At 70.2% G+C, this 22,923-nt stretch carries 18 protein-coding genes; 8 read left to right on the top strand and 10 right to left on the bottom strand.

Going from position 1 to position 22,923, the window contains the following annotated elements; translation table 11 throughout:
* Position 1: 1 nt before the first annotated feature.
* From B0I29_RS20430 to B0I29_RS20410, 5 genes are all read right to left on the bottom strand, one after another.
* Complete coding sequence (locus tag B0I29_RS20430) at positions 2-697, bottom strand: hypothetical protein (RefSeq protein WP_111650631.1); 696 nt, start codon at positions 695-697, stop codon at positions 2-4.
* Positions 698-744: 47 nt separating this feature from the next.
* The gene (locus B0I29_RS20425) at positions 745-1,365 is read right to left on the bottom strand and encodes a hypothetical protein (RefSeq protein ID WP_111650630.1); all 621 of its coding nucleotides are present in this window, start codon (positions 1,363-1,365) and stop codon (positions 745-747) included.
* 80 nt (positions 1,366-1,445) lie between these two features.
* Positions 1,446-2,432, bottom strand: a complete 987-nt coding sequence (locus tag B0I29_RS20420; protein WP_220091379.1) for a malate dehydrogenase — start codon at positions 2,430-2,432, stop codon at positions 1,446-1,448.
* Between the two features lie 124 nt (positions 2,433-2,556).
* Positions 2,557-2,940 (bottom strand): DoxX family protein, encoded by a 384-nt coding sequence (locus tag B0I29_RS20415; RefSeq protein WP_111650628.1) that lies wholly within the window; start codon positions 2,938-2,940, stop codon positions 2,557-2,559.
* Between the two features lie 2 nt (positions 2,941-2,942).
* Complete coding sequence (locus B0I29_RS20410) at positions 2,943-3,806, bottom strand: sigma-70 family RNA polymerase sigma factor (protein ID WP_111650799.1); 864 nt, start codon at positions 3,804-3,806, stop codon at positions 2,943-2,945.
* A gap of 74 nt (positions 3,807-3,880) precedes the next feature.
* Between B0I29_RS20410 and B0I29_RS20405 the strand changes: the two genes are divergently transcribed.
* The gene (locus B0I29_RS20405) at positions 3,881-4,753 is read left to right on the top strand and encodes a S66 peptidase family protein (RefSeq protein ID WP_111650627.1); all 873 of its coding nucleotides are present in this window, start codon (positions 3,881-3,883) and stop codon (positions 4,751-4,753) included.
* Here the strand turns inward: B0I29_RS20405 and B0I29_RS20400 are convergent.
* Together B0I29_RS20400 and B0I29_RS20395 are read right to left on the bottom strand one after the other, a co-directional pair.
* Positions 4,677-5,690: an esterase/lipase family protein gene (locus tag B0I29_RS20400; RefSeq protein ID WP_111650626.1), complete on the bottom strand. Its 1,014-nt coding sequence runs from the start codon at positions 5,688-5,690 to the stop codon at positions 4,677-4,679. The genes B0I29_RS20405 and B0I29_RS20400 overlap by 77 nt on opposite strands.
* A gap of 69 nt (positions 5,691-5,759) precedes the next feature.
* A complete protein-coding gene (locus B0I29_RS20395) occupies positions 5,760-7,184 on the bottom strand; it encodes a hypothetical protein (protein ID WP_111650625.1) in 1,425 nt (474 codons plus the stop codon).
* Positions 7,185-7,414: 230 nt separating this feature from the next.
* Between B0I29_RS20395 and B0I29_RS20390 the strand changes: the two genes are divergently transcribed.
* Complete coding sequence (locus B0I29_RS20390; RefSeq protein ID WP_245972643.1) at positions 7,415-7,702, top strand: hypothetical protein; 288 nt, start codon at positions 7,415-7,417, stop codon at positions 7,700-7,702.
* A 4-nt stretch (positions 7,703-7,706) separates the two neighbouring features.
* Here B0I29_RS20390 and B0I29_RS20385 read toward each other — a convergent pair whose 3' ends face one another.
* On the bottom strand, positions 7,707-8,168 hold the full coding sequence (locus B0I29_RS20385) for a DinB family protein (RefSeq protein ID WP_111650623.1): 462 nt from the start codon (positions 8,166-8,168) through the stop codon (positions 7,707-7,709).
* Positions 8,169-8,198: 30 nt separating this feature from the next.
* Here B0I29_RS20385 and B0I29_RS20380 point away from each other — a divergent pair, with 30 nt between their 5' ends.
* Together B0I29_RS20380 and B0I29_RS20375 are read left to right on the top strand one after the other, a co-directional pair.
* Complete coding sequence (locus tag B0I29_RS20380) at positions 8,199-8,963, top strand: alpha/beta hydrolase-fold protein (protein WP_311733601.1); 765 nt, start codon at positions 8,199-8,201, stop codon at positions 8,961-8,963.
* Positions 8,964-9,058: 95 nt separating this feature from the next.
* The gene (locus tag B0I29_RS20375) at positions 9,059-9,415 is read left to right on the top strand and encodes a PRC-barrel domain-containing protein (protein ID WP_111650621.1); all 357 of its coding nucleotides are present in this window, start codon (positions 9,059-9,061) and stop codon (positions 9,413-9,415) included.
* Between the two features lie 28 nt (positions 9,416-9,443).
* On the opposite strand, the gene B0I29_RS20370 is transcribed toward B0I29_RS20375, so the two are convergent.
* On the bottom strand, positions 9,444-10,829 hold the full coding sequence (locus B0I29_RS20370) for an aminotransferase-like domain-containing protein (RefSeq protein WP_111650620.1): 1,386 nt from the start codon (positions 10,827-10,829) through the stop codon (positions 9,444-9,446).
* Between B0I29_RS20370 and B0I29_RS20365 the strand changes: the two genes are divergently transcribed.
* Both B0I29_RS20365 and B0I29_RS20360 read left to right on the top strand, forming a co-directional pair.
* Entirely contained in the window at positions 10,828-11,730 is a 903-nt protein-coding gene (locus B0I29_RS20365) for a DMT family transporter (protein ID WP_111650619.1), read from the top strand. The two genes, B0I29_RS20370 and B0I29_RS20365, sit on opposite strands and share 2 nt — an antisense overlap.
* A 5-nt stretch (positions 11,731-11,735) precedes the next feature.
* The gene (locus B0I29_RS20360) at positions 11,736-12,350 is read left to right on the top strand and encodes an FMN-binding negative transcriptional regulator (protein WP_111650618.1); all 615 of its coding nucleotides are present in this window, start codon (positions 11,736-11,738) and stop codon (positions 12,348-12,350) included.
* Positions 12,351-12,983: 633 nt separating this feature from the next.
* On the opposite strand, the gene B0I29_RS20355 is transcribed toward B0I29_RS20360, so the two are convergent.
* Positions 12,984-15,077: a DUF4132 domain-containing protein gene (locus tag B0I29_RS20355; protein WP_111650617.1), complete on the bottom strand. Its 2,094-nt coding sequence runs from the start codon at positions 15,075-15,077 to the stop codon at positions 12,984-12,986.
* A gap of 273 nt (positions 15,078-15,350) precedes the next feature.
* Here B0I29_RS20355 and B0I29_RS20350 point away from each other — a divergent pair, with 273 nt between their 5' ends.
* Positions 15,351-18,509: a N,N-dimethylformamidase beta subunit family domain-containing protein gene (locus B0I29_RS20350; protein ID WP_220091378.1), complete on the top strand. Its 3,159-nt coding sequence runs from the start codon at positions 15,351-15,353 to the stop codon at positions 18,507-18,509.
* A gap of 13 nt (positions 18,510-18,522) precedes the next feature.
* Positions 18,523-22,923 carry a DUF4082 domain-containing protein gene (locus B0I29_RS20345; protein ID WP_181557893.1) on the top strand — a complete coding sequence of 1,467 codons (4,401 nt, stop codon included), beginning with the start codon at positions 18,523-18,525 and terminating at the stop codon, positions 22,921-22,923.

Raw genomic sequence — 22,923 nt, 5'->3', positions numbered from 1 at the left:
GTCAACTCGATCGGAGGGCAGCTGTCAGCCAGGTGAGCTGGAGTTCGCGCGCCGTGAGTTCGGCTGCCTCGTGGAGCTGGTCCGCTTCCGCGCCGGGGGTCAGCTCTCCGGCGAGGGTGAGGGCGGCCGCTGCCGTCTGCGGACGGGCGCCGAGGGCTGCCCGCAGGTGGTAAGACCGGCGCAGCTGGGCGATACCCCGGTCCCGGTCGGTCTTCAGCAGGTGGTCGCCGAGGTGTCGTACCGCGTAGGACTCCAGCAGGGTGTCGCCCTGGCTGTGGGCATGCTCCAGGGCCTTGCGATAGGCCTCGGCGGCCGAAGCCGGATCGCTCTCGATCATGTCGGCGAACACGCCCAGCCAGAACGTGGCCCATCCTGCCAGGCGTGGGTCAGCGGTGGCCGTACGGAATCCGTGGTGGGCCTGACGCTGGTCGTCGGGGAGCGGGCTGAGGTCGAAGAGCAGCCGGGTGTAGCGCAGTTGCGCGTCGAGGTGTCCGGCCAGGACAGGATCTCGGGGCAGCAGCGCCTCGACTGCTTCCGCGGCCGCCTCGGGCTCGTCCAGCCGCCACCAGTGGCGATCCACCAGGATTTCGGCTCGGGCGGCGAATGCGTCCGGCGTCAGCACGGCGAGGGCCTGGTCCCACCGGCCCGCACGGTGCAGCAGTCGCGCGGTGGCGGATGCGTCGGCCTGCGTGTCCATGATGCCTACAGTGCACCAACGGGCTGCAAGTGGACAGCCGGCGGCTCTCAGTAGCTCCGGCAGGTGAGGCCGGTGTCCGGGCTGATCCGGTTCTCCAGGGGAACCGTGACCGAACACGTCCGGCCGGTCATCTCGGCCTTCACCATCAGGTTGCGGAACTGGCCGCTGTCCGTCACCGCCAGCGTGACCTGGGCGAACCCGTCGTCGTCGGCCGTCGCGACGACATGCACCAGGTCGGCCTGCACGGCGTCGTAGGTGATGCCCTTCAGCGTCGCGTCGACGAGGCTGTGCGGCCGCAGGCCCGGAAGGTCGAGCAGCACCGACACGCTCGTTTCGCCGGCGCCGCCGTTGACCGCGAGGGTCATCTCTGGCTTGTCCGAGTGGACGCCCGCTGCCGGGCGCAGGACCACGATCAGTGCCGCCGCTGTCCCGAAGGCCACGGCGAGGATGCTGAGGGCGGCCGCGCCGATGAGCGTACCCAAGAATTGCCGCACCGACGCGCCCAGCGCGACCACGACGGAGACGGCGGCAAGAGCAACTGCCAAAACCGCTAGGGTACGGCTGAGCGAAGACTGATTCAGGCGGTCCGCGGTGATCAGGCAGAGCCCGATGATCAGCACGCCTGTGCCGCTGACCGCCGTCGCGGCCGGACCGACCGATCGTTTCACGGCCTGACGCTATCCGGCCGGAGTGCTCGCCGAAGCCGAAAAGGGCGACCTGGACAGGCCGCCCTTTTCTGATGGAACGGTCAGATGAGGCCGAGCTTGCGGACGGCCTCGCGCTCCTCGACCAGCTCGGCGACCGAGGCGTCGATGCGGGTACGGGAGAAGTCGTCGATCTCCAGGCCCTGGACGATCGAGAACTGGCCGTCCTTCGCGGTGACCGGGAACGAGGAGATGATGCCCTCGGCTACGCCGTAGGAGCCGTCGGAGATGACGCCGGCGGAGGTCCAGTCGCCCTCGGCGGTGCCGTTCACCCAGGTGTAGACGTGGTCGATCGCGGCCGACGCGGCGGACGCGGCCGAGGACGCGCCACGGACCTCGATGATCTCGGCGCCGCGCTTGGCGACCCGCGGGATGAACTCGTCGGCGAGCCAGGCCTGGTCGTTGATGGCCGCGGCGACGCTCTTGCCGTTGACCAAGGCGTGCGAGACGTCCGGGTACTGGGTGGCGGAGTGGTTGCCCCAGATGGTGACCTTCTTCAGCTCCTCGACCGAGACGCCGAGCTTGCCGGCGAGCTGGGCGAGCGCGCGGTTGTGGTCGAGGCGGGTCATCGCGGTGAAGCGGTCCGCCGGGACGTCGGGCGCGTGCTGCTGGGCGATCAGAGCGTTCGTGTTGGCCGGGTTGCCGACCACGAGAACCTTGATGTCCGCGGCGGCACCGGCGTTGATCGCCTCGCCCTGCGGCTTGAAGATGCCACCGTTGGCCTCGAGCAGGTCGCCACGCTCCATGCCTTTGGTACGCGGGCGCGCGCCGACCAGCAGAGCGACGTTCGTGCCGTCGAAGGCGGCCTTCGGGTTGTCGAAGACGTCGACGCCGGCGAGCGCCGGGAACGCGCCGTCCTGCAGCTCAAGGGCGACGCCCTCAGCGGCCTTGGTCGCGGCCGGGATCTCCAGCAGGCGCAGCTTGACCTTCTTGTCCGCCCCGAGCAGCTGGCCGGACGCGATGCGGAACAGCAGCGCGTACCCGATCTGGCCGGCGGCTCCGGTGACGGTTACGTTGATCGGCTCGCCCATGAGCAGCATCTCCCTGTTAACAGTGTGGGTACGCGATTGTGATCCACACACCTTATAAGGCGTTCAGCGGACGTAGGCCATGATAAGTACCTCACTATCACCCCTGCGTCTCAGCCTCGGCGCGTCAGATGATGAACGGCTCCGGGCCGAGGCGGCCGACCGCCACGAACGTGGCCAGGCTCAGGTAGATGATGTTGATGAGCAGGTGGGCGTATTCGCCTCGGCGGTAGATGACGATCGCCGCGCCGAGCATGATCGCGGCGATTCCTACCGCTGCCAGTGGGACCAGGATCGGCGCTATGCCGAGGACCGCCGGCAGGATCAGGCCTGCGGCGCCGAGAATTTCCAGAGTGCCGAGGATCTTCAGGAAGCGCGGGCTGAAGTCCAGGACCCAGCCTCCGCCCGGCGCCTTGGCGAGGGTCTCCTGGGACAGGATCAGTTTGTTGAGGCCGGCGATGGTGAAAACCGTGGCGAGCAGGCCGGCGACGATCCACAGAGCAGTGTTCATGTTCAGGATGACGGTGGGGGCGGCTCGGAGGTAACAGTGACGGTCGCCAGGTGGGCCGGATCCGAGACCGACAGCATCTCGACGATGCGGTCGCCGGAGACGGTGCACGCCATCACGGCCAGGAGTTTGCCGTTCAGGGCGCGGACCACAAACCCGGCCTCGCCGTTGACCCGGGCCGGGTGAGCGGTGATGGCGGCGTGAACGCCCTGCTGGGCGCGCGCGGCGACCGCGGTCGCGCCGTGCCGGACGACCAGGCCGCGGGCGGTCCAGGTACGCCAGGTGACGTCCGGGTCGAGGATGCGCAGCAGGCCGTCGAAGTCGCCGCCGCGGGCCGCCGCGAGGAACGCGTCGACGACGGCGCGCTGGCGGCGGCGTTCGCCGGCCGGGTGCGGGGTGCCCTGGACCTTGCGGCGGGCCCGGCTCGCCAGCATCTTGGTGGCGTCGGCCGACCTGCCGAGGATCTGGCCGATCTCGTCGAACGGCACCGCGAACATGTCGTGCAGCACGAACGCCAGACGCTCGGCGGGGCGCAGCGTGTCCAGCACGACCAGCAGCGCCTGCCCGACGGCGTCGGCGAGAAGCTCGTCGTCCTCGATCACTACGAGATCCGGGGGCTGATCACCGTACGGAATCTCGGGTTTGATCTTTTTGCTTCTCAGCATGTCGACGCAGATGCGGCCGGTGACCGTGGTGAGCCAGCCGCCCAGGTTGTCGATGGTGCCGGTGTCCTGGCGGGCGAGGCGCAGCCAGGCCTCCTGGACGGCGTCCTCGGCGTCGGCGCGCGAGCCGAGGATCCGGTGGGCGACCGTGGTGAGGCGTGGGCGGTGCTGTTCGAAGGCTGCCGCGAGGTCGTCGGGTTCGCTCATTGCCGCCACCTTCATCCGGTCGGGTTCCTTCATGGCGATGACGAAGCGGAGACCCCGGAGGTAACAAGGAAAGCATGAGACCGGAACGGCTGCGGAACGGTGACGTTGTCGCGCTGGTGGCGCCTGCTGGGCCCGTGCAGGAGGGGCAGGCTGAGGACGCGGCGCGGATTCTTCGCGGGTGGGGGTTGCGGGTGCGGTTCGGGCGGTATGCGCTCGGCGAGCGCGGCTTTCTCTCCGGGACCGATGACGAGCGGCTCGCGGATCTCAACGACGCGCTGCGGGATCCGGAGGTGCGGGGTGTCGTGTGCCTGCGTGGGGGTTACGGCAGTCAGCGGATCGCCGAACGGGTCGACTTCGACGCGGTACGCGCCGATCCGAAGCTGTTCCTCGGGTTCTCCGACATCACCGCCCTGCATGCGGCGTTCTGGTGCGAGACGGGGCTGGCGACCGTGCACGGATCGGTCACGGCTGACGGGGTGCGGGAGGTGCTGATGACCGGTGAGCCCGTCGTGGTCCACGGGCTCGCGGGAGAGAGCGGGAAAGTCACCGGCACTCTGCTGGGCGGCAATCTGACGATGCTCGCCACCAATGCCGGGACACCCCATCAGCTCGACCTCACCAACGCCATCCTCCTGCTCGAAGAGGTCGGTGAGGCGCCGTATCGGATCGACCGGATGCTGACCCAGCTCCAGCGGTCCGGAGCACTCGACGGGGTCGCCGGGATCGCTCTCGGACAGTTTCTTCCTCACGAGCCGGAGGAGCTTCGGTTAGGCGTACCCATGCTCCGGGGTCTGGAGATCGGTCATGGTGACCGGCAGGTCGCGGTCGGCCTCGGCGTGAGCGCCTGCCTGGACGCCGAGGCCGGGACGCTTACCGTCGAACCGGTGTGCAGGACCGATCGGCGTAACAGCGCAGCGGCGGCTCCGCCTTCAGCTGCCGGGCGGTGACCATCGCGCTGGCGCTCTGCACCAGCGCGGCCGCGGCCCGGGTGGGGAAATCGAGCGGGTCGACCGCCGGCATCAGAGGCGGACCGCACCTGGCGGTGCGGATCCGCGCGGGCTGCGCGGGGCCCGGGTGCGTCAGCGCGTCCTGCCCGATGAGGTACGCGGCATTGTCGTACGCGAGACCGAAGTGCTCGACCGTCTCGGCCGGGCAGATCCGGTTGACCTCGATGTTGGTGACGTTCGTGGCGGCCGGCAGCACCGACGAGGTGTGCGGGACGACGATCTCGTCGGAATGCACCATGACCTGCGTGTAGTCGACGCCCGGCCAGGTCTGCGGGCCGTCGTTCAGCGCCGCGAGCAGGCGGGAGCCGGTCCGCTGCTGCCACCGTGCGGCCGGGCACTTCCCCGCCGCCTCGCACTGGGCGACGAACGTGGCGGTTCCGTGGTTCGGCGCGCCGAACGACACGTAGTCGTCGACCATGTCGCGGGTGTCCGGCCAGTACTTGAGCGCCCACCGGCCGATCAGCCCGCCCTGGCTGTGCCCGACGATCGAGATCGGCGCCCCGGCGGCCTTGTGCAGGGTACGGATCGCCCGCACGACGTGCTCGGCCGCGAGCTGGATGTCGCCGCTGGCGTCCTGTGGCAGGTCGATCCCGCAGTACGCCCGCTTCTCGGCGGTGAGGGCGCGAGCCCAGTTCCAGGAGAAGTTGGCCTGGAAGTTCGAGCCGGTTCCGTGGATCAGCAGTACCGGGGCGCGGCCGGCGCGGGCGCTGGCGGCGGCGTCACCGGCGCAGTGCAGGATCGGCGTGGCCGCGGCCAGGACCGGCCCCGGCTCCCGGCTGGGCATCGCGAAGGCCGCGCCGACGCCGGTCACGAGGACGGCGAGAGCGCCCAGCAGGAGGGCGCGTACGCCGAACGGGCGGGGTCGATGCTGAAGCATGGTGCCGGTGCTCCTCCTCGGTGTGGCTTACCAGCGAGGAAACGACTGTCGGCGGGCGTGGTGACGCGGTCAGCCTCGTTGGAGACGCCGGGCGGCGCCGGCGACCGCGGTGGTGGCGAGCAGCAGACCCGCTCCGATCAGGAAGTACGCGAACCAGGCCGTCCACCCCTGCGGTAGATAGGTGGACTGCTGTCCGAGATCGATCACCGGGAACAGCAGGTCGGCGGCGTACGCGGCGGCGTGGAACTCCGGGGCCTTGGGTGCTTCGGCGGGTCTCGGACGCCATTGGGCGAACACGAGGGTGCCGATCGCGAGCAGCACACCGAGCCAGGCGACGGCACGGACCGGGCGGTACCCGTACCCGACGGTGCCGTCCTGCAGCAGGCCCCAGATCCGGCCGGCCGGTCGCAGTGTCCGGCGCCGGTGCTGTTCACCGGCGAGGGCGACGGTACGCGCGTCGTCGTCCCGTCCCGTCGCCCGGTAGACCGCCGCTAGCTGGCTGTACACCTGCGGCGGGAAGTCCGGCGAGTCCCGCTGCAGCCAGCGCAGCCGGTCGGCGACGGTGGCCGTGCCGGACAGGGCGCCGTACGTCAGCCCGTTCAGTGACAACGAGGCCGGCCAGCTCGCCGGGTCGTCACGCAGCACCTCCACCCGGGCATGACTGAGGTCGACCGCGCCGGCCGGCGGCTGCCGGGCCGACAGGATGAACTCCCGGGCGGTGACGCTGCCGAGGGTCAGCGACTCGGGTACGCCGTCCAGGACCGCGTCGTCGGCCGAGAACTCGCCGCCGATCTGCGCGCCGCGCAGGTCGACCCGGCCGTCCGCGGTGAACCCGTTGCGGAACCGGACCTCGGAGACGACCCGGATCCCGCGGGCGTCCAGCACCCGGCCTCCCGGGTTGGACAGGGTCGCTCCTTCCCAGCGCAGCGATCCGCCGATCTCGGCGTGGTCGATCCGGATCTCGCCGGTGCTGTGGAAGCCGTGCCGGGCGTACACGTCGGAGCCGATCTGGATCCGGGTCGCGTCGACGGTGTAGTCCGGGGCGGTCAGTTCGGCTCCGCTCAGGGTCAGCGCGCCTTCGATGCGGGCGCCGATCAGCCGGATCGTGCCGGTGCTGCGGACACCGCGCAGCCGCATCCCGCCCTCGACGACAGCGTTCGACGCGATGAACCCGGGGAAGACGCAGTTGTCCAGGCTGATCCGGCGGAACCGGGTGCCGGAGAAGTACATCGGCCGTTTGAAGACGCACTGCCGCAGGCTGATCGGCGCGGCCACGTCGACGTAGGCGAGCTTCCAATCACCGGTGATCATCGCCCCGGTGATCCGCAGGGCGCTGCGCTCGCCGTCGTGGTCCGGAACCCCGCCGAGCAGCAGGAACGTGAGCAGTTCGGCCCGTACCCGCCGGTCTTCCTCGCCGGTGAGATCAACGCGGCGCCCGGTGGTGAAGGCGTCCCAGATCCTGCGTTCGGTCACGGTCAGGCTCTCACGGTCCATGCTGGACACCGTAGGGGTGGCCCGCCGCTCACCCGGACACGGTCGGCGGTTTCCGGAGCAGGGCGGCGATCGGGAGGATCGTGGTGGCCAGGGCGAGCACCGTGGTCCCGCCGAGGACCGCCGCCCCGCCGAGGACCGGCACCTAGGGCCAGAGCGCGTCGGCGGTCGCTCGCAGTCGCGGCACGACATGACGGCGCATCCGGGCGACGATAGCGGGTAAGTGCTCACCCGTGGAGAAGACCGAGGATGGGCGTTACATCGTCGTCAAGGGCCGCCGCTGGCGGGCCACCGATCCGGAGATCCCGGAGGACGAGGCGGCCCGGCTGCGCAAAGCGCTGATGTCCGCCCGCCGCGATGTGGGCACGGCCCTGCGCAACAGCGACGACCCGAAATCGGCGCGGGCCCGGGTACAGCTCGCGAAGGTCGCGCTCGGCGAGCGCGGCGATCCCTGGTGGGAGCAGTCGCCCGACGAGCGGCGGGAGCGCTGGGAGAAGGGTCTGCGCGAGCTCGGCGGTTAGTTTCCTATTGCTGGCGCGCCGCCAGGATCTGCTCGCGCAGGATGTCCGCGTGCCCGCAGTGCTGCGCGGTCTCCCGCAGCACGTGCAGCAGGACCCAGCTCAGCGGCAACGGCCCCCTCCGGTTGCCGGGCAGCAGATCATCCAGGCTTTTCTCTTGCACGGCCTGCCGGGATTCCTCGCAAGCCTCTCGGTACGCGTCCCGCACACTCTCGATCGTGTCGTCGCTGTCGAGGGTGAACGACGCGTCCGGCGTCCGCGGAATCCCGATCTCGGCACGGGACCTGCCGGTGACCGCCTCGTCGAACCACACCTTCTCCACGAACGTGGCGTGCTTGACCAGGCCGAGCAGCGTGGTCTTCGACGGCACCAGCCGGCGGCGGGCCTCCTCCTCGGTGAGGCCGTCCAGGCTTTCGGCGAGGTCGTGCCGGTGCTCGTCGATGAAGGTCAGAATCTCGGACGGTGACATCCGGAAAGCATCCCATCCGTTGATCAGGCCGTGCGACGACGAGCGTTCCTTCTGGCCGGTTCGGTTCTGGCGGCCGCCGGCGGCTGCTCCTGGGTCGGCGCCGACCCCGGCCCGGTGATGCCCTCCGCCCCGGCCGGCGACGAGCGCCTGGAACAGCGCTTCTCCGCGGCGCGGGGCCGGACCGTCGACTTCTGGACGGCGGTTCCGGCCGGTCATGGCGACGGGCGCGGCCTGCCGGTCTGCTTCGTGCTGCACGGCGGTTCGAAACGGCCGGCGGACTTCTCGGCGATGGGCCTGGGCCGGTTCCTGACCGACGCCGTACAGCGGGGCGCGGCCCCGTTCGTGCTGGCCGGCGCGACCGGGGACCGGCTGGCGTGGCGGCCACGCGGCGGCGACGACCCGCAGTGGATGGTCCGCCAGGAGATGCCGGCGTGGTGCGCGGAACGCGGTTTCGACACGACCCGGCTGGCCGCGTGGGGCTGGTCGATGGGCGGGTCGGGGGCATTGCTGCTGGCGTCGACGTTTCCCGGTTTCGTCCGGTCGGTGGCGGCGTTCTCCCCCGCGGTCGCCCCGGGGGACGCGGTTTTCGACGGCTTGGAACGGTTGCGAGACGTTCCGATCGGCCTGTGGTGCGGCAAGGACGACGATCTCTACGAGAATGTCCGCGAATTGTGGGCGTCACTCCCGGTGCCACCGGGAGCGGGCGGATTCGGCCCGGGCAAACACAACTTCAGCTACTGGTCGACCCTGATCCCGGACGCATTCGACTACATCGCGAAGAATCTGAGCCCATAGGCGCCCCACCCAAGCGGTCCCCGGCGAGCACCGTCGCGGTGGGGAAGTGTGTGGGGGCGGTTTCCTTGGGGCTGGGTACGGGCACAACGGAAGGCATGTTCCCTGCTGAGAACCTGCGTGACTGGCGTGGTGAGAACGTCGTCGATCCGGATGGCGACAAGATTGGTGACCTTGAGGCTGTGTACGTGGACACCATCAGTGACGAGCCTGCGTTCGCCACGGTTCGGGTTGGTTTCATCGGGCGGCATCGGCTGGTGTTCGTGCCGCTCGACGGGGCGACGGTGAGTCCGAAGGCGGTTCGGGTGCGGTACGGCAAGAAGCTCGTCGGCAACGCGCCCAGCATCGACCTCGACGGGGAGCTGGCGGCTACCGACGAGCCGGCGTTGTTCGCCCACTACGAGCTGCCGTACCAGACCGGCATCTCGGGGGCGCGCCGCCTGGCCCGCCGGTGAACCCCGCCGATTCTCCGGCCCGGCGTTGTCAGAAGGCTCGGGCCAGCCTTCTGACCGCCTCGTCCATCAGGTCGGGCGGGCTCGCCGCGTAGGTGAGGCGCAGGAAGGCGCCCGTCGGCTCCGCGGCGAACCACGGCCTGCCGGGGAAGACGACCACGCCCTGGGAGGCTGCCGCCGCCGTGACCGCGGTGTCGTCGGCCCCGGTGGGCAGGGGGGACCAGAGGTGCATGCCGCCGCGCGGCACCCGCGACGGCAGCAGGTCGGGCAGGTGGCGGGACAGGGCCGTGAGCAGTGCCTCGCGGCGGTCGCGCAGCGCGGTGCGCAGAGTTTTGCGGTGCCGGGTCCAGGCCGGGGACGAGACGAACTCGCTGGTGGCCTGCTGGAGCGGGCCGGAGACGAAGAAGTCGTCGAGCAGACGGGCGGCGCGCAGCCGGGCGCCGGCCGGTCCGCGAGCGCCGATCGCGGCGACCCGCAGGCCCGGAGCCGCGGGTTTCGTGAGGGACCGCAGGTAGATGACGTGGCCGTCGGGATCCTCGGAAGCCAGGGGTGCGGGCGGTTCGGCGTCGATCGTCAGGTCGCGGGCGTAATCATCCTCGATCAGGAATGCGGCGTTATCCCGTACGCAAGAAAGAATCGCGGCCCGGCGGGCCGCCGCCAAGCTCGCGCCCGTCGGGTTGGCATGGAGCGGCTGGCAGTAGAAGAGGCGCGATCCGGTACGCGCGAACGCGGCCGCGAGCTGGTCGGGGCGGACACCGTCGTCGTCGGCCGGTACCGGAACCACCCGCAGGCCGGCGGCGCGGGCCGCGGCGAGCGCACCCAGATAGGTCGGCGACTCGACCAGAACGGTGTCACCCGGCGCGGTCAGCGCGCGCAGCGCGGTGGAGAGCGCGGCCTGGCCGCCCGGGCAGATCACCATGTCCTCGGCGCGCAGGCCACCGCCGGACTCGCGGGCGAACCAGGCGCGCAGGTCCTCGCGACCCTCGACCGGACCGCGCTGCCAGCTCGCCGGCTGACGGGCCGCCCGGGCCAGGGCGGCGCCGAGCGCGGCGGCCGGCTGGAGGTCGGTGTCGAGGTAGCCGCTGCTGAGCGAAATCGCCCCGGAAGGCGGTAACGCCAGTAACGCTTGCATCTCGTGCTCGCCGGAGCGCGCCGGGCCGAGAGCGACCGTCTGCCAGGAAAGATCAGGGGTACGCGTCCGCTCGCTCCTCGCTGCCACGAACGTGCCCCGGCCGTTCCTGGTCTCGACGACTCCCTCCGCCACGAGCTGGCGAATCGCTGACGCCACGGTGACCGGGGACGCCTGGTGGCGTGCCGTCAGCTCGCGCACCGACGGCAGTTGCGCACCAGCGGGCGAGACGGCCGCCACGCGGCGGATGGCTTGGACAACCCGGGCTGCCGCGTTACCGTGCTCCATGACAGCACAGAGTAGCGCTACTGCCTCCAGAGCGGTAACGGGCGGCATCTTCCTCGGGGCGCTGGGCGTGCTCGCCTTCAGCCTGTCCCTGCCGTTCACCCGGGTCGCCGTCGCCGACCTGGACCCGTGGTTCGTCGCGTTCGGCCGAGCGGTCGGCGCTGGCATGCTGGCCTGGGTCTACCTGCGGGTCACGTCAGCCACCGCGCCGACCCCGCAGCAGTGGTGCCGGCTCGCCGTCGTGGCGATCGGGGTGGTCGTCGGATTCCCGCTCTTCACGTCGCTCGCGCTCACCACGTCCACCTCGGCGCACGGCGCGGTCGTGATCACCGTGCTGCCCGCGATGACGGCGGTCTTCGCGGTACTCCGCGCCGGCGAACGGCCGCCGGCACTGTTCTGGCTGGCAAGCCTCGGCGGTCTGGCTGTCGTGCTGACGTTCCTGGTCACCAGCGGCGCGGTGCACGGCGAGCTCACGTCCGCCGATCTCTTCCTGCTGATCGCGGTGATCCTTTGCGGACTTGGGTACGCCGAGGGCGGCGCGTTGTCACGAGAGCTGGGCGGTGCGCGTACGATCTGCTGGGCTTTGATCATCTCGCTGCCGGTGACCGTTCCGGTGACGGTGACCAGCGCTCTTGCCTCTCCCCCGCACGCCGGCGTATCCGGGTGGGCGGCCTTCGGATATCTCACCGTGGTGTCGATGTTCCTCGGGTTCTTCGCCTGGTACGGCGGACTGGCTCGCGGCGGTATCGCCAAAGTCGGTCAGATCCAGCTGATGCAGCCGCTGCTCACGTTGGCGTGGTCGGCGCTGCTGCTCGGCGAGGCGGTGAGCCGGAGTTCGATCGCGGCGGCGCTGATCGTGCTCGGTTGTGTTGTGCTGACGCAGCGAACCCGTTCGAAAGGCTGATTCTCATGTACGTGCCGACGCATTTCGCTGGTTCAGGCTTGTCTCTCCTGGAAAACGGTGGTCTCGCCGACCTGGTGACCTGTACGCCTGAGGGGCTGCTCGCCACTCCGGTGCCGTTCGTTTATGACGCTGAGACTCATGCTCTGCACGCTCACCTGGCCCGGAACAACGATCAGTGGCGGCAGCCTGTCATCGGTGAGGCGATGGCTATCGTGCGGGGTCCGGATGCCTATGTGTCGCCCGGTTTTTATGCGTCCAAAGCGGAGCACGGGCGGGTGGTGCCGACGTGGAATTACGTGGTGGCGCACGTTTACGGGGAACTTGTCGTGCATGACGATCCGGTTTGGCTTTCGGCGCAGGTGCGGCGGCTGACCGGGAAACACGAGGGTGGGCGGGAGGAGCCGTGGGCGGTGGAGGACGCGCCGGCGCGGTTCGTGGAGGGGCAGTTGCGGGCGATCGTCGGGGTTTCGCTGCGGATCAGCCGGGTGGAGGCGAAGTGGAAGCTGAGCCAGAACCGTTCGGAGGCTGATGTGGACGGGGTGATCGCGGGGTTGGCGGCGGAGGACTCGGGCGGCGGGGTGGATGTGGCGGCGGCGATGCGGTCGACCGCCGGCCGTTGACGGTCACGGCGTGGATAGCCGCCGGCCGTTGAAGGTTGCGGGCCGCTCGACCGCCGGTTATTGACTGGCCGCCGCTTGGCTGACCGCCCCGCATCGGCGTCGTGGGTACGCTTGCCGGCTCGGGCGCGCTGACTGACGCGGGATGCGGGGGCGAAGGCGCACGTAGCGCTCGGGCTGCGTGGATGCGGTCGCACGTAACGGCACCGTGCGATTTCATCCACGCCAGGGCCGAGACGCGAGCTCACAGACGCATTCGGTGAGGCCTGATCACCGCTGCCAGCCTCCTGCGTGTGCCCTCATCGACGCGGCACGAAGCCGACGCGGCACAAAGTCCGGCCGGGAGCCAAGTTCGAGGCGGCGCGGGGCCTTGCCGAAGTCGGCGTTGATGGGAGTTTGGCGGCGGACGCGAATGTTGTGAGCTTGCGCCGTCATGGCAACCGGAAACTCACAAGATCGGCGGCCAAGGCGGGCCACGCGCGGCGTCGGGCGCGATCTTGTGAGCTTGGGCCGTCATGGCAGCCGGAAACTCACAAGATCGGCGGCCAAGGCGGGCCAGGCCCGGCGGCGGGCCAGTGGAATCAACGAGCCAGTGGGATCAGCGGGGGCGCGGGCCCTGCGCATGAAAACTGCGCGCTATTTCAGGGCTCTCAGCTCCACCAGCAGCTCGGACAGTGTCGCTGGGTCGCAGGTGGACAGGGGGATGTGGCGGGTCAGCTGCCAGTGGTCGGAACCGGCGTCGTCGCACCAGATCTCGGTTATGTGCTGTTCGGCGACCGTGTTGTAGGACATCGTGACGCCTGGGGAGATCTCTACGACCAGCGCCAGGCCGTTGCCCAGGGAGCGCGTCAGCTGGGTGTGTACGCCGCCCGCCGGGTAGGACGCCCAGCGGCCGTTCAGCATCGAGACGATGCGGTCCGTCGGGATCGGGCCGAAACCCGGCAGGCTGGTCGCCGCGCGTTCGGCGGCGGTCAGGGTCACCGCCGGCCGGTGCACCTGCGGGAACGGCTGCAGGATCTCGTAGTCGGCGAACGTCTGCGCCCACGACTCCAGCGACGAACCCAGCTCGGCCGGGTGCACGATCCCGAGCAGTTCGTCGTCGTCGACATCAGCGGCCCGGTCGTCGACGTCAGCGAAACTGCCGTCCTCCGCGATCCGCAACACCCGCACCAGCCCGCCAGATGAAGAACCCGCGGAATACGAACCCCACAACAATCGGCGGGCGATCCGGCCCAGGATCGGGTGTGGCAACAAAACTGACGCCAGATCTCGCGCCGGCCGGAGACGATGCGCGATCATCTCCCGCTCGAAGCGCGCGATCTCCGCCCCCACTGTCGCCCGCAAATCCTTCTTAAATCGCAGAAAATCCGGATAAGCGGTCGGATTTATATCCCGTGCCCCCGGCTTCGGCGGTCGCGCCAGAACCCGCCCGTCCGCACCCCGGACCGACACCCCGAAACTCTCGGCCACGACAACCGAGAAGACCCGCGACCCGTAATCCAGCGTCACCCCATTCTCCAGCCCGTGCGTGACAGCCAGCCGATCCGCCAGCTGCGTCACCGACAACCCGCGTTTCGCCGCGGCCTGCCCGAGATAAGCACTGGCCCGATCGTTGGTAGGCCCACCCGACATCCCCGACTCGATCGCGAGCAGATGCCGCAGCGCCACATCGGTGCCGGCCGAAGCCAGCACCGCAAGCCCGTCGATGGCCCGCGCCCACCGGCTCCTGGCCGGCCACGACCGCACCAGAGGAGCGAGCTGGTCCATCGTCGCGTCGTCACCGACATGCGCCTGCGCCAGCACCACCCAAGCCCGAGCCGCCGGCATCCCGTCAGCCACCCACTCGTCGAGCAACGCCCGCCCGAACTCGGCGTGACCCGGCCCGAGGTCAGCGGGAAGCGCCCGGACAAACGGCTGCGCGGCCGCCGACGACTCCACCGCCACACCGAGCACCGCATCCCCCGGAGCAGGCTCCGGCGGATCATCAAGACAGGACCCCGACAAAACCTCAATCAGCGCAGGTCGCGCTTCAAGCCAGTTCAAAACCGGCGAGGGTACGGGTGACAGCTCCCCGATCATGCCGGAAACGGCGTCACGAGTGCTTCCCCCGTACCCCAGCGCTGTTGTTGTGATGATCGGCCCGCGGCCGATGGCAGCTAGATGGACCAGCGCCTGCTCGGCGTTCTGACGGGCTTTGCCGGGGCGGCCAACCGCGATCGGGATGAGCGCCCGCGCGGCGGCTTCGGCGTGCCGCTCCAGCCAGAGTCGTGCCCAGAGGCGTGCGGAGCCGAGGTGCCGCAGCCATCCGGAGATCAGGATCGCCGCTTCGGGCGCGCGGAACGGCAGCATGACCAGGCCGAGGCGGTCGGCGCTCTCCCCCGCTTCGGTCAGTGCGAGGGGCAGCGCGTCCAGTTCGAAGCGGGCGACGGCGACCCGGACCAGGTCGAGGCGTTGCCGGTTGCGGTGCGGCATCGTCGTGCTGAGCAGCGCCCGCGCGGAGGCCTCGGGGCCTTGGGTGAACAGCCAGGACACCTGCGGCGGGGTGAGGTCGGAGAGGCGGTCGGCGCTGGTCGCGGCGAGCGGCCAGCCGGGCTCCTCGCGGCCGTGGTCGAGGGCCGCGGCGCGGGACCACCAGCGGTCGCGTTCGCCGTCCTCCCAGACCATGGTGGCGGGGTCGTCGCAGACCAGGCCCTCGATCACGACCGGTTTGCGCCCCTTGCCCGCTGCCATGCGAATCCTCCCCGGTCCGTTCGCCGCAGAGACCGTATCGGAGGGTGCGCGGCGGCTTCTACGGCGGCCGGGAGCGTTGGGAAATCCTCTGATCGGCGGGTCTTTTGATCCGGACTGGCCAAGATCATGGAACTGACCGGGCCGACTAAATTCGCACTTCGCCCACCACGGCCGGGGCTGTCGGGTGACCGACAGATACTGCGTTCACGTATTCCCATGATTCGCTGTGGTGTTCTTTTTCAATCCCTATCAAGCGCGGGGGAGACGATTCCGGTGCGTCATCTCAACTCATTCCGGTTACGGCTGTTACTGGTCGTCACGCTGGTCGTCGCGGGTGCGGCCGTCGTCGGGGCCGGTCCGGCCGCCGCTGACGCGTGCGCGCCGCTGATCAATCCGATCGCCTGCGAGAACACCAAGACCGGCACACCGAAGAGCACTTGGGACGTTTCCGGCGCCGGTAGCGACGCCATTCAGGGATTCAGCACTCAGATCAGTGTCAATGTCGGCGAAACGGTCAATTTCAAAATCAAATCCTCGGCGACGTCGTATCGGCTCGACATCTACCGGATGGGTTATTACGCCGGAAACGGCGCACGGCTCATCACGACGGTCAATCCGGTCGGGCAGCAGACCCAGCCCAACTGCATGAGCCAGGCCGCCACCGGCCTGGTCGACTGCGGCAACTGGGCGGTCTCCGCGTCGTGGGCGGTGCCGTCGAGCGCGGTCTCCGGCATCTACTTCGCCCGGCTCGTGCGTACCGACGGCACGTCCGGCGCCAGCCACATCGTGTTCGTGGTGCGCAACGACGCCAGCCACTCGGACGTCGTCTTCCAGACCTCCGACTCGACCTGGCAGGCCTACAACCAGTACGGCGGCAACAGCCTGTACGTGGGTTCGCCGGTCGGGCGCGCGTACAAGGTGAGCTACAACCGGCCGATCACCACGCGCGGGACCGGTCCCGAGGACGCCGTCTTCAACGCCGAGTACCCGATGGTGCGGTGGATGGAGGCGAACGGCTACGACGTCAGCTACATCGCCGGTGTCGACGCCGACCGCAGCGGCGGCCTGCTGACCAACCACAAGGCGTTCCTGTCGGTCGGCCACGACGAGTACTGGTCGGGCGCTCAGCGCGACAACGTCGAAGCGGCTCGCGACGCCGGGCTGAACCTGGCGTTCCTCAGCGGCAACGAGGTGTTCTGGAAGACCCGCTGGGAGGACTCGTACCGCACGATGGTCGCGTACAAGGAGACCCACGCGGGCGGGAAGATCGACCCGACCTCGACCTGGACCGGCACCTGGCGTGACCCGCGGTTCAGCCCGCCGTCCGACGGCAACCGCCCGGAGAACGCGCTGACCGGCACCAACTTCGAGGTCAACGCCGGCACGGTGAACCTGCAGGTGCCTGCCGCCGACGGCAAGATGCGGTTCTGGCGCGGTACCACTGTCGCCACCCAGTCGGCCGGCGCCACCGCGACACTGGGCACCGGGACCGTCGGTTACGAGTGGGACATCGACGAGGACAACGGGTTCCGGCCGCGCGGGCTGTTCCGGCTGTCCACCACGTCCGCCTCCGGGCTCGACGTGCTGCAGGACTGGGGATCCACGTACGCGACCGGCAGCGCCACCCACAACATGACGATGTACCGGGCGGCGAGCGGCGCCCTGGTCTTCGGCGCCGGCACCGTGCAGTGGTCCTGGGGCCTGGACAGCAACCACGACCGCGGCTCCGGCGCGGCCAGCACCCCGATCAAGCAGGCCACCGTCAACTTCCTGGCCGACATGGGCGCGCAGCCCGGCACCCTGCAGTCCGGTCTGACGCTGGCCACCGCCTCCACCGACACGGTGGCGCCGGCCGCGGCGATCACCGCGCCGGCCGCCGGCACGACGGTCCAGTCCGGCACCCCGACGGCGATCTCCGGCACCGCGACCGACACCGGCGGCGGTGTGGTCGGCGGCGTCGAGGTCTCCACCGACAACGGCACCAGCTGGCACCCGGCGAACGGGCGCGCGGCGTGGACGTACACCTGGACGCCGGGCACCACCGGCGCGACGACGATCAAGGTGCGGGCCACCGACGACAGCGGCAACGTGGGCGCCGAGGCGACCCGGGCGGTCACCGTGGGGGCGCGTACCTGTCCGTGCAGCATCTGGGGCTCGGCGATCACGCCGAACACGCCGGCCGACCCGGACGGCACCGGCACCGAGGTGGGGCTGCGATTCCGTACCGACGTGGCCGGCACGGTCAGCGCGATCCGGTTCTACAAGGCCGCCACCAACACCGGCACGCACGTCGGCCGGTTGTGGTCGAACACCGGCACGCAGCTCGCGACGGTCACGTTCAGCGGTGAGACGGCGTCCGGCTGGCAGCAGGCCGCCCTGTCCACGCCGGTGACGCTGGCGGCGAACACCACGTACGTCGTGTCGTACTACGCGCCGAACGGCCACTACGCCGGTGACACCGGGGCGTTCGCGACGGCCGGTGTCGACAACGCGCCGCTGCACGCGCTGCGCGACGGCGTGGACGGGGTCAACGGCATCTACCGGTACGGCACCGGCTTCCCGACCGAGTCGTGGGAGAGCGCCAACTACTACGTCGACGTGGTCTTCAACCCGGGCGCCGCCACGCCGGACACCACGGCGCCGACCGTGACGACGCGGACGCCGGCCTCGGGGGCGACCGGTGTGGCGCGGACGACCACGGTGGCCGCCGCGTTCAGTGAGCCGGTGCAGAGCTCCACGGTCAGTCTCACGGTGGCCGGCGTGTCCGGCACGACGCTGTACAACGCGGCGACGAACACGGCCACGTTCACGCCGTCGGCGCAGCTCGCCACGAGCACCACGTACACCGCGACGGTCAGCGGGGCGAAGGACACCGCCGGCAACACGATGGCGCCGGCGTCCTGGTCGTTCACCACCGCGGCGCCGCCGCCGACCGGCACGAGTTACTCGGTCTGGCCGGCCACCGCGGTGCCGGGTGTGGCGGCCGATCCGGAGACCGCCGCGGTCGAGCTCGGCATGCGGTTCCGCTCCGACGTGGCCGGCACGGTCACCGGCGTCCGGTTCTACAAGGGCACCGGCAACAGCGGTACGCACGTCGGCCACCTGTGGAGTTCGAGCGGCACGCAGCTCGGCACGGTCACCTTCGGCGGCGAGACGGCAACCGGCTGGCAGACCGCCACGTTCGCGACACCGGTGGCGATCACCGCGAACACCACGTACGTCGTGTCGTACTACGCGCCGGTCGGCCGGTACGCCGCGGACACCGGCTTCTTCGCGAGCGCCGGTGCCGACAACGGCCCGCTGCACGCGTTGCGGGACGGCACCGACGGCGCCAACGGGCTCTATCGGTACGGCAGCGGCGGGGGCTTCCCGAACAGCTCATGGCAGTCGGCCAACTACTGGGTCGATGTCGTCTTCACACCAGCCGCCTGAGGAGCGTGCGCTCTTGAAATTGTTGTCAAAGCTGGCGGCATGCCTGGTCCTGGTGGCCGGGCTGCTCGTCGCCCCGGAGGCGGCACTCGCCGCCACCTGTCCCTGTTCGATCTGGCCGAGCACAGCGGTGCCGGCCAACCCGTCCGAAGCGGACACCGACGCCGTCGAGGTCGGCGTGAAGTTCCGCTCGGACACCGACGGTTTCGTCACCGGGGTGCGCTTCTACAAGGGCGCCACCAACACCGGTACGCACGTCGGCAACCTGTGGGACGCGGCCGGCGTGAACCGGGGCAGCGTCGTGTTCACCGGTGAGTCCGCATCCGGCTGGCAGACCGCCACGTTCGCCAACCCGATCGCGATCAGCGCGAACACCACGTACGTCGCGTCGTACTACGCGCCCAACGGCCGGTACGCCGCCGACGGCAACGCATTCGCGACGGCCGGCGTGGACAACGCGCCGCTGCACGCGCTGCGCAACGGGACGGACGGGGTCAACGGCGTCTACCGGTACGGCACCGGCGGCGGTTTCCCGAACAGCTCGTGGCAGTCGACCAACTACTGGGTCGACGTCGTATTCAACTCCAGCGTCACCGACACGACGCCGCCCACGGTCACCGGCACATCCCCGGCCTCCGGCGCCACCGGCGTGGCCGCCGCGACGACGGTCAGCGCCACCTTCAACGAGCCGCTGCAGACCGGTACGGCAGCCGTCGCGCTGCGGGCCGGCAGCACCACCGTGGCCGGCACGACCGGGTACGACGCCGGCACCCGGACCGTCACGTTCACGCCGTCGAGCGCGCTCACCACGTCGACCGTGTACACCGCCACGGTCAGCGGGGCCAGGGACACCGCCGGGAACACGATGACCGCGTCCTCGTGGTCGTTCACCACCCTGGACTCGTCCAGCTCGGCCTGCCCGTGCACGATCTGGCCGGCCACCGCGACGCCGGCCACCCCCGCGGTCGCCGACAACAGCGCCGTCGAGGTCGGGGTGAAGTTCCGGTCGAACAGCGCCGGGTACATCACCGGCCTGAAGTTCTACAAGGGTTCCGGCAACACCGGGACACACCTCGGCTCACTCTGGAACAGCACCGGCACCACCCGGCTGTCCCAGGTCACGTTCACCGGGGAGAGCGCCACCGGCTGGCAGACCGCCACGCTGCCCAACCCGGTCCCGGTCACGGCGAACACCACGTACGTGGCGTCGTACCACACCGACGCGGGCTTCTACGCGGCCACCAGCAACGGCCTCGCCACCGCGGTGACCCGGGGCCCGCTGAGCACGATCGCCGGCAGCAACGGCGTCTACAAGTACGGCGCCAGCGCGTTCCCGGACGGCAGTTACCAGTCGACCAACTACTGGGTCGACGTCGTCTTCAACACCACCGCCGCCGACACGGTGGCGCCGGCCCTGACCGGTCGCGCCCCGGCCGCCGGCGCCACCGGCGTGCCGGCCACCACGGCCGTCACCGCGAACTTCAGCGAGCCGGTCTCCGGTGCGGTGGTGACGCTGACCGGCCCGGCCGGCGCGGTCGCCGGTGCCACCGCGTACGACGCGGGCACCGCCACTGCCACGTTCACCCCGTCGGCGGCGCTGGCGTACTCGACCGCGTTCACGGCCTCGGTGAGCGGCGCCCGGGATGCCGCCGGGAACCTGATGACACCGGTCACCTGGACGTTCACCAGTGCGGCCGCGCCACCGCCGCCGCCTGACCAGGGTCCCGGCGGCCCGGTGCTCGTGATCAAGTCGGCGGCGTCGGGGTTCACCCCGTTCCTGGCCGAGGTGCTGCGTACCGAAGGCCTCAACGAGTTCACCACGGCCGACCTGACCGGCGTCACCGCGACCACGCTGAGCCAGTACGACGTCGTGCTGCTCGGACCGGCCACGCTCACCGCGGCCCAGGTCACCATGTTCACCACCTGGGTGAACGCGGGCGGCAACCTGGTCGCGTTCCGGCCGGACAAGCAGCTGGCCGGCCTGCTCGGGCTCACCACCTCGACCACCACGCTCGCCGAGGGATACCTCAAGGTCGACACGACCTCGTCGCCCGGCGCGGGCATCACCGATCAGACGATCCAGTACCACGGCATCGCCGACCGGTACACGCTGAACGGCGCCCGCTCGGTCGCCACGCTGTACTCCACCGCGACCGCGGCCACCACCAACCCGGCGGTGTCGCTGGTCGATGTGGGCAGCAACGGCGGCCAGGCGGCGGCGTTCACGTTCGACCTGGCACAGTCGCTGGTCTACACCCGGCAGGGCAACCCGGCCTGGGACGGCCAGGAACGTGACGGCTCCTCGCCGCGGCGATCCGACGACCTGTACTTCGGCGGCAGCAGCGCCGACTGGGTCGATCTCGCGAAGGTCGCCGTGCCGCAGGCCGACGAGCAGCAGCGGCTGCTGGCGAACCTAATCGGCGCGATGAACCTCGACCGCAAGCCGCTGCCGAAGTTCTGGTACTTCCCGCGCAGCCTCAAGGCGGTCGTGGTCGCCACCGGTGACGACCACGCCAACAACGGCACGGCCGGCCGGTTCGACCAGTACGCGGCGAACAGCCCGGCCAACTGCGTCGTCGAGGACTGGCAGTGCGCCCGGTACACGTCGTACATCTTCCCGAACACGCCGCTGACCAGCACGCAGGCGACGAATTACCAATCCCGGGGCTTCGAGGTCGGCCTGCACGTCAACACCGACTGCGCCGACTACACGGCGAGCTCGGTGGCCGGTTTCTACACGAACCAGCTGACCACGTTCCGCTCGAAGTACACCGGCGTGCCGGCACCGGTCACCAACCGCACGCACTGCATCGTCTGGTCGGACTGGTCCAGTCAGGCGAGCACCGAGCTGTCCAACGGGATCCGGCTCGACACGAACTACTACTACTGGCCCGCGTCCTGGGTCGCCGACCGGCCGGGCTTCATGACCGGCTCCGGCATGCCGATGCGCTTCTCCGCCAAGACCGGCGGGCTCATCGACGTGTACCAGGCCGCCACGCAGATGACCGACGAGTCCGGCCAGAGTTACCCGTACACGGTGAACACCCTGCTCGACCGGGCGCTCGGTGCGGAGGGTTACTACGGCGCCTTCACGGCGAACATGCACACCGACCTCTCCACCGAGTACCAGAGTGATGCGCTGCTCGCCTCGGCCCAGGCCCGCAACGTACCGATCATCACCGCCAAACAGCTGCTGACCTGGACCGACGGCCGCAACGCTTCGTCGTACTCGGGCATCTCCTGGTCGGGTGACAACCTGGCGTTCACGGTGAACGTCGGTGCCGGCGCCACCGGGCTGACCGGCATGGTCCCGACGCTCGGCCCGGGTGGCCGGACGCTGGCCACGCTGACCCGCGCGGGCACACCGGTGTCGTTCACCCGGACGACGATCAAGGGCGTTGAGTACGCGATGTTCACCGCCGCGTCCGGCGCGCATCTCGCCACCTACGGCGCGGCCGCGGCCGTACCGTCGGTGACCGCGACCGTCCAGGAAACCGACGCGACGACCGCCGAGGTCACCCTGGCCGGCACGCTGTCCAGCAAGATCGCCGTTGAGTACGGTACGAGCGCCACCGCACTGACGTCTCAGGTCGTCGACGGCACGCAGGCGACCGAGCGGACCGTGGAGCTCACCGGGCTCACGGCCGGCACCACCTACTGGTACCGGGCCCGGGCGACCGCACCGGACGGCCGGACCACCGTTTCGCCGGTACGGAAACTCGTCACCGGCACGGTGGACAAGAAGGCCCCGGCGAACGCCAAGGTGACCGCGTTGTCCCGTCCGGACGGCACGGCGACGGTCTCCTGGACCACCAACGAGCCGGCCGCCGGAACCCTCGAGGTCGAGGGCTTCACCGCGCTGCCGGCCGACGAGTCCGGCACGAGGCACAGCGCGGTGGTCACCGGGCTGGAGCCGCGGACCAGGTACAAGTACCGGGTGCGCAGCGTCGACGAGTCGGGCAACGTGTCGACCTCGCGGTGGACCACGTTCGTCTCGACGGCGGCCGGTGTCGCCGACCACACGGTCGCCGGCCAGCGCACCGGAACGGAGACCCGCACCACGGTCAACGCGGACGGCGTACGCCTGAACGCCAAGGCACGCACCGGCACCCTGGTGTCCCGGGTGCTCGACGCGGGCCAGATGGTCAACTGGGACCGGTTGTCGTACCAGGCATCCGTTCCGTCCGGCGCCGCGGTGCGGCTCTACGTCCGCACCGGCAGCACCTCCACCCCGGGAGCGGGCTGGACCGGCTGGAAACTCGTCGGCCAGAACGGCAAGGTCACCGGCGGATCCCGGTACGCGCAGTACCGGGCCGAGCTGACCAGCGGCAACGGCGGCACGTCGCCGGTGCTGAGCGGCGTCGGCATCACCAGCGACGCGAAGCCGCTGAACCACCCGACCGAAACCGGTCACTAG

The organism is Actinoplanes lutulentus, from assembly GCF_003259845.1.
In the GTDB taxonomy this organism is placed as follows: domain Bacteria; phylum Actinomycetota; class Actinomycetes; order Mycobacteriales; family Micromonosporaceae; genus Actinoplanes; species Actinoplanes lutulentus.
This window is presented reverse-complemented; position numbering and strand designations above follow the sequence as displayed.

What these genes read in the sequence shown, in the direction of transcription:
- B0I29_RS20370 (WP_111650620.1), bottom strand. Translation starts at nt 10,829, where the DNA reads ATGGAGCACGGTAACGCGGCAGCCCGGGTTGTCCAAGCCATCCGCCGC.
- B0I29_RS20415 (WP_111650628.1), bottom strand. Translation starts at nt 2,940, where the DNA reads ATGAACACTGCTCTGTGGATCGTCGCCGGCCTGCTCGCCACGGTTTTC.
- B0I29_RS20400 (WP_111650626.1), bottom strand. Translation starts at nt 5,690, where the DNA reads ATGCTTCAGCATCGACCCCGCCCGTTCGGCGTACGCGCCCTCCTGCTG.
- B0I29_RS20375 (WP_111650621.1), top strand. Translation starts at nt 9,059, where the DNA reads ATGTTCCCTGCTGAGAACCTGCGTGACTGGCGTGGTGAGAACGTCGTC.
- B0I29_RS20430 (WP_111650631.1), bottom strand. Translation starts at nt 697, where the DNA reads ATGGACACGCAGGCCGACGCATCCGCCACCGCGCGACTGCTGCACCGT.
- B0I29_RS20395 (WP_111650625.1), bottom strand. Translation starts at nt 7,184, where the DNA reads ATGGACCGTGAGAGCCTGACCGTGACCGAACGCAGGATCTGGGACGCC.
- B0I29_RS20365 (WP_111650619.1), top strand. Translation starts at nt 10,828, where the DNA reads ATGACAGCACAGAGTAGCGCTACTGCCTCCAGAGCGGTAACGGGCGGC.
- B0I29_RS20405 (WP_111650627.1), top strand. Translation starts at nt 3,881, where the DNA reads ATGAGACCGGAACGGCTGCGGAACGGTGACGTTGTCGCGCTGGTGGCG.
- B0I29_RS20410 (WP_111650799.1), bottom strand. Translation starts at nt 3,806, where the DNA reads ATGAGCGAACCCGACGACCTCGCGGCAGCCTTCGAACAGCACCGCCCA.
- B0I29_RS20355 (WP_111650617.1), bottom strand. Translation starts at nt 15,077, where the DNA reads ATGGCAGCGGGCAAGGGGCGCAAACCGGTCGTGATCGAGGGCCTGGTC.
- B0I29_RS20360 (WP_111650618.1), top strand. Translation starts at nt 11,736, where the DNA reads ATGTACGTGCCGACGCATTTCGCTGGTTCAGGCTTGTCTCTCCTGGAA.
- B0I29_RS20385 (WP_111650623.1), bottom strand. Translation starts at nt 8,168, where the DNA reads ATGTCACCGTCCGAGATTCTGACCTTCATCGACGAGCACCGGCACGAC.
- B0I29_RS20420 (WP_220091379.1), bottom strand. Translation starts at nt 2,432, where the DNA reads ATGGGCGAGCCGATCAACGTAACCGTCACCGGAGCCGCCGGCCAGATC.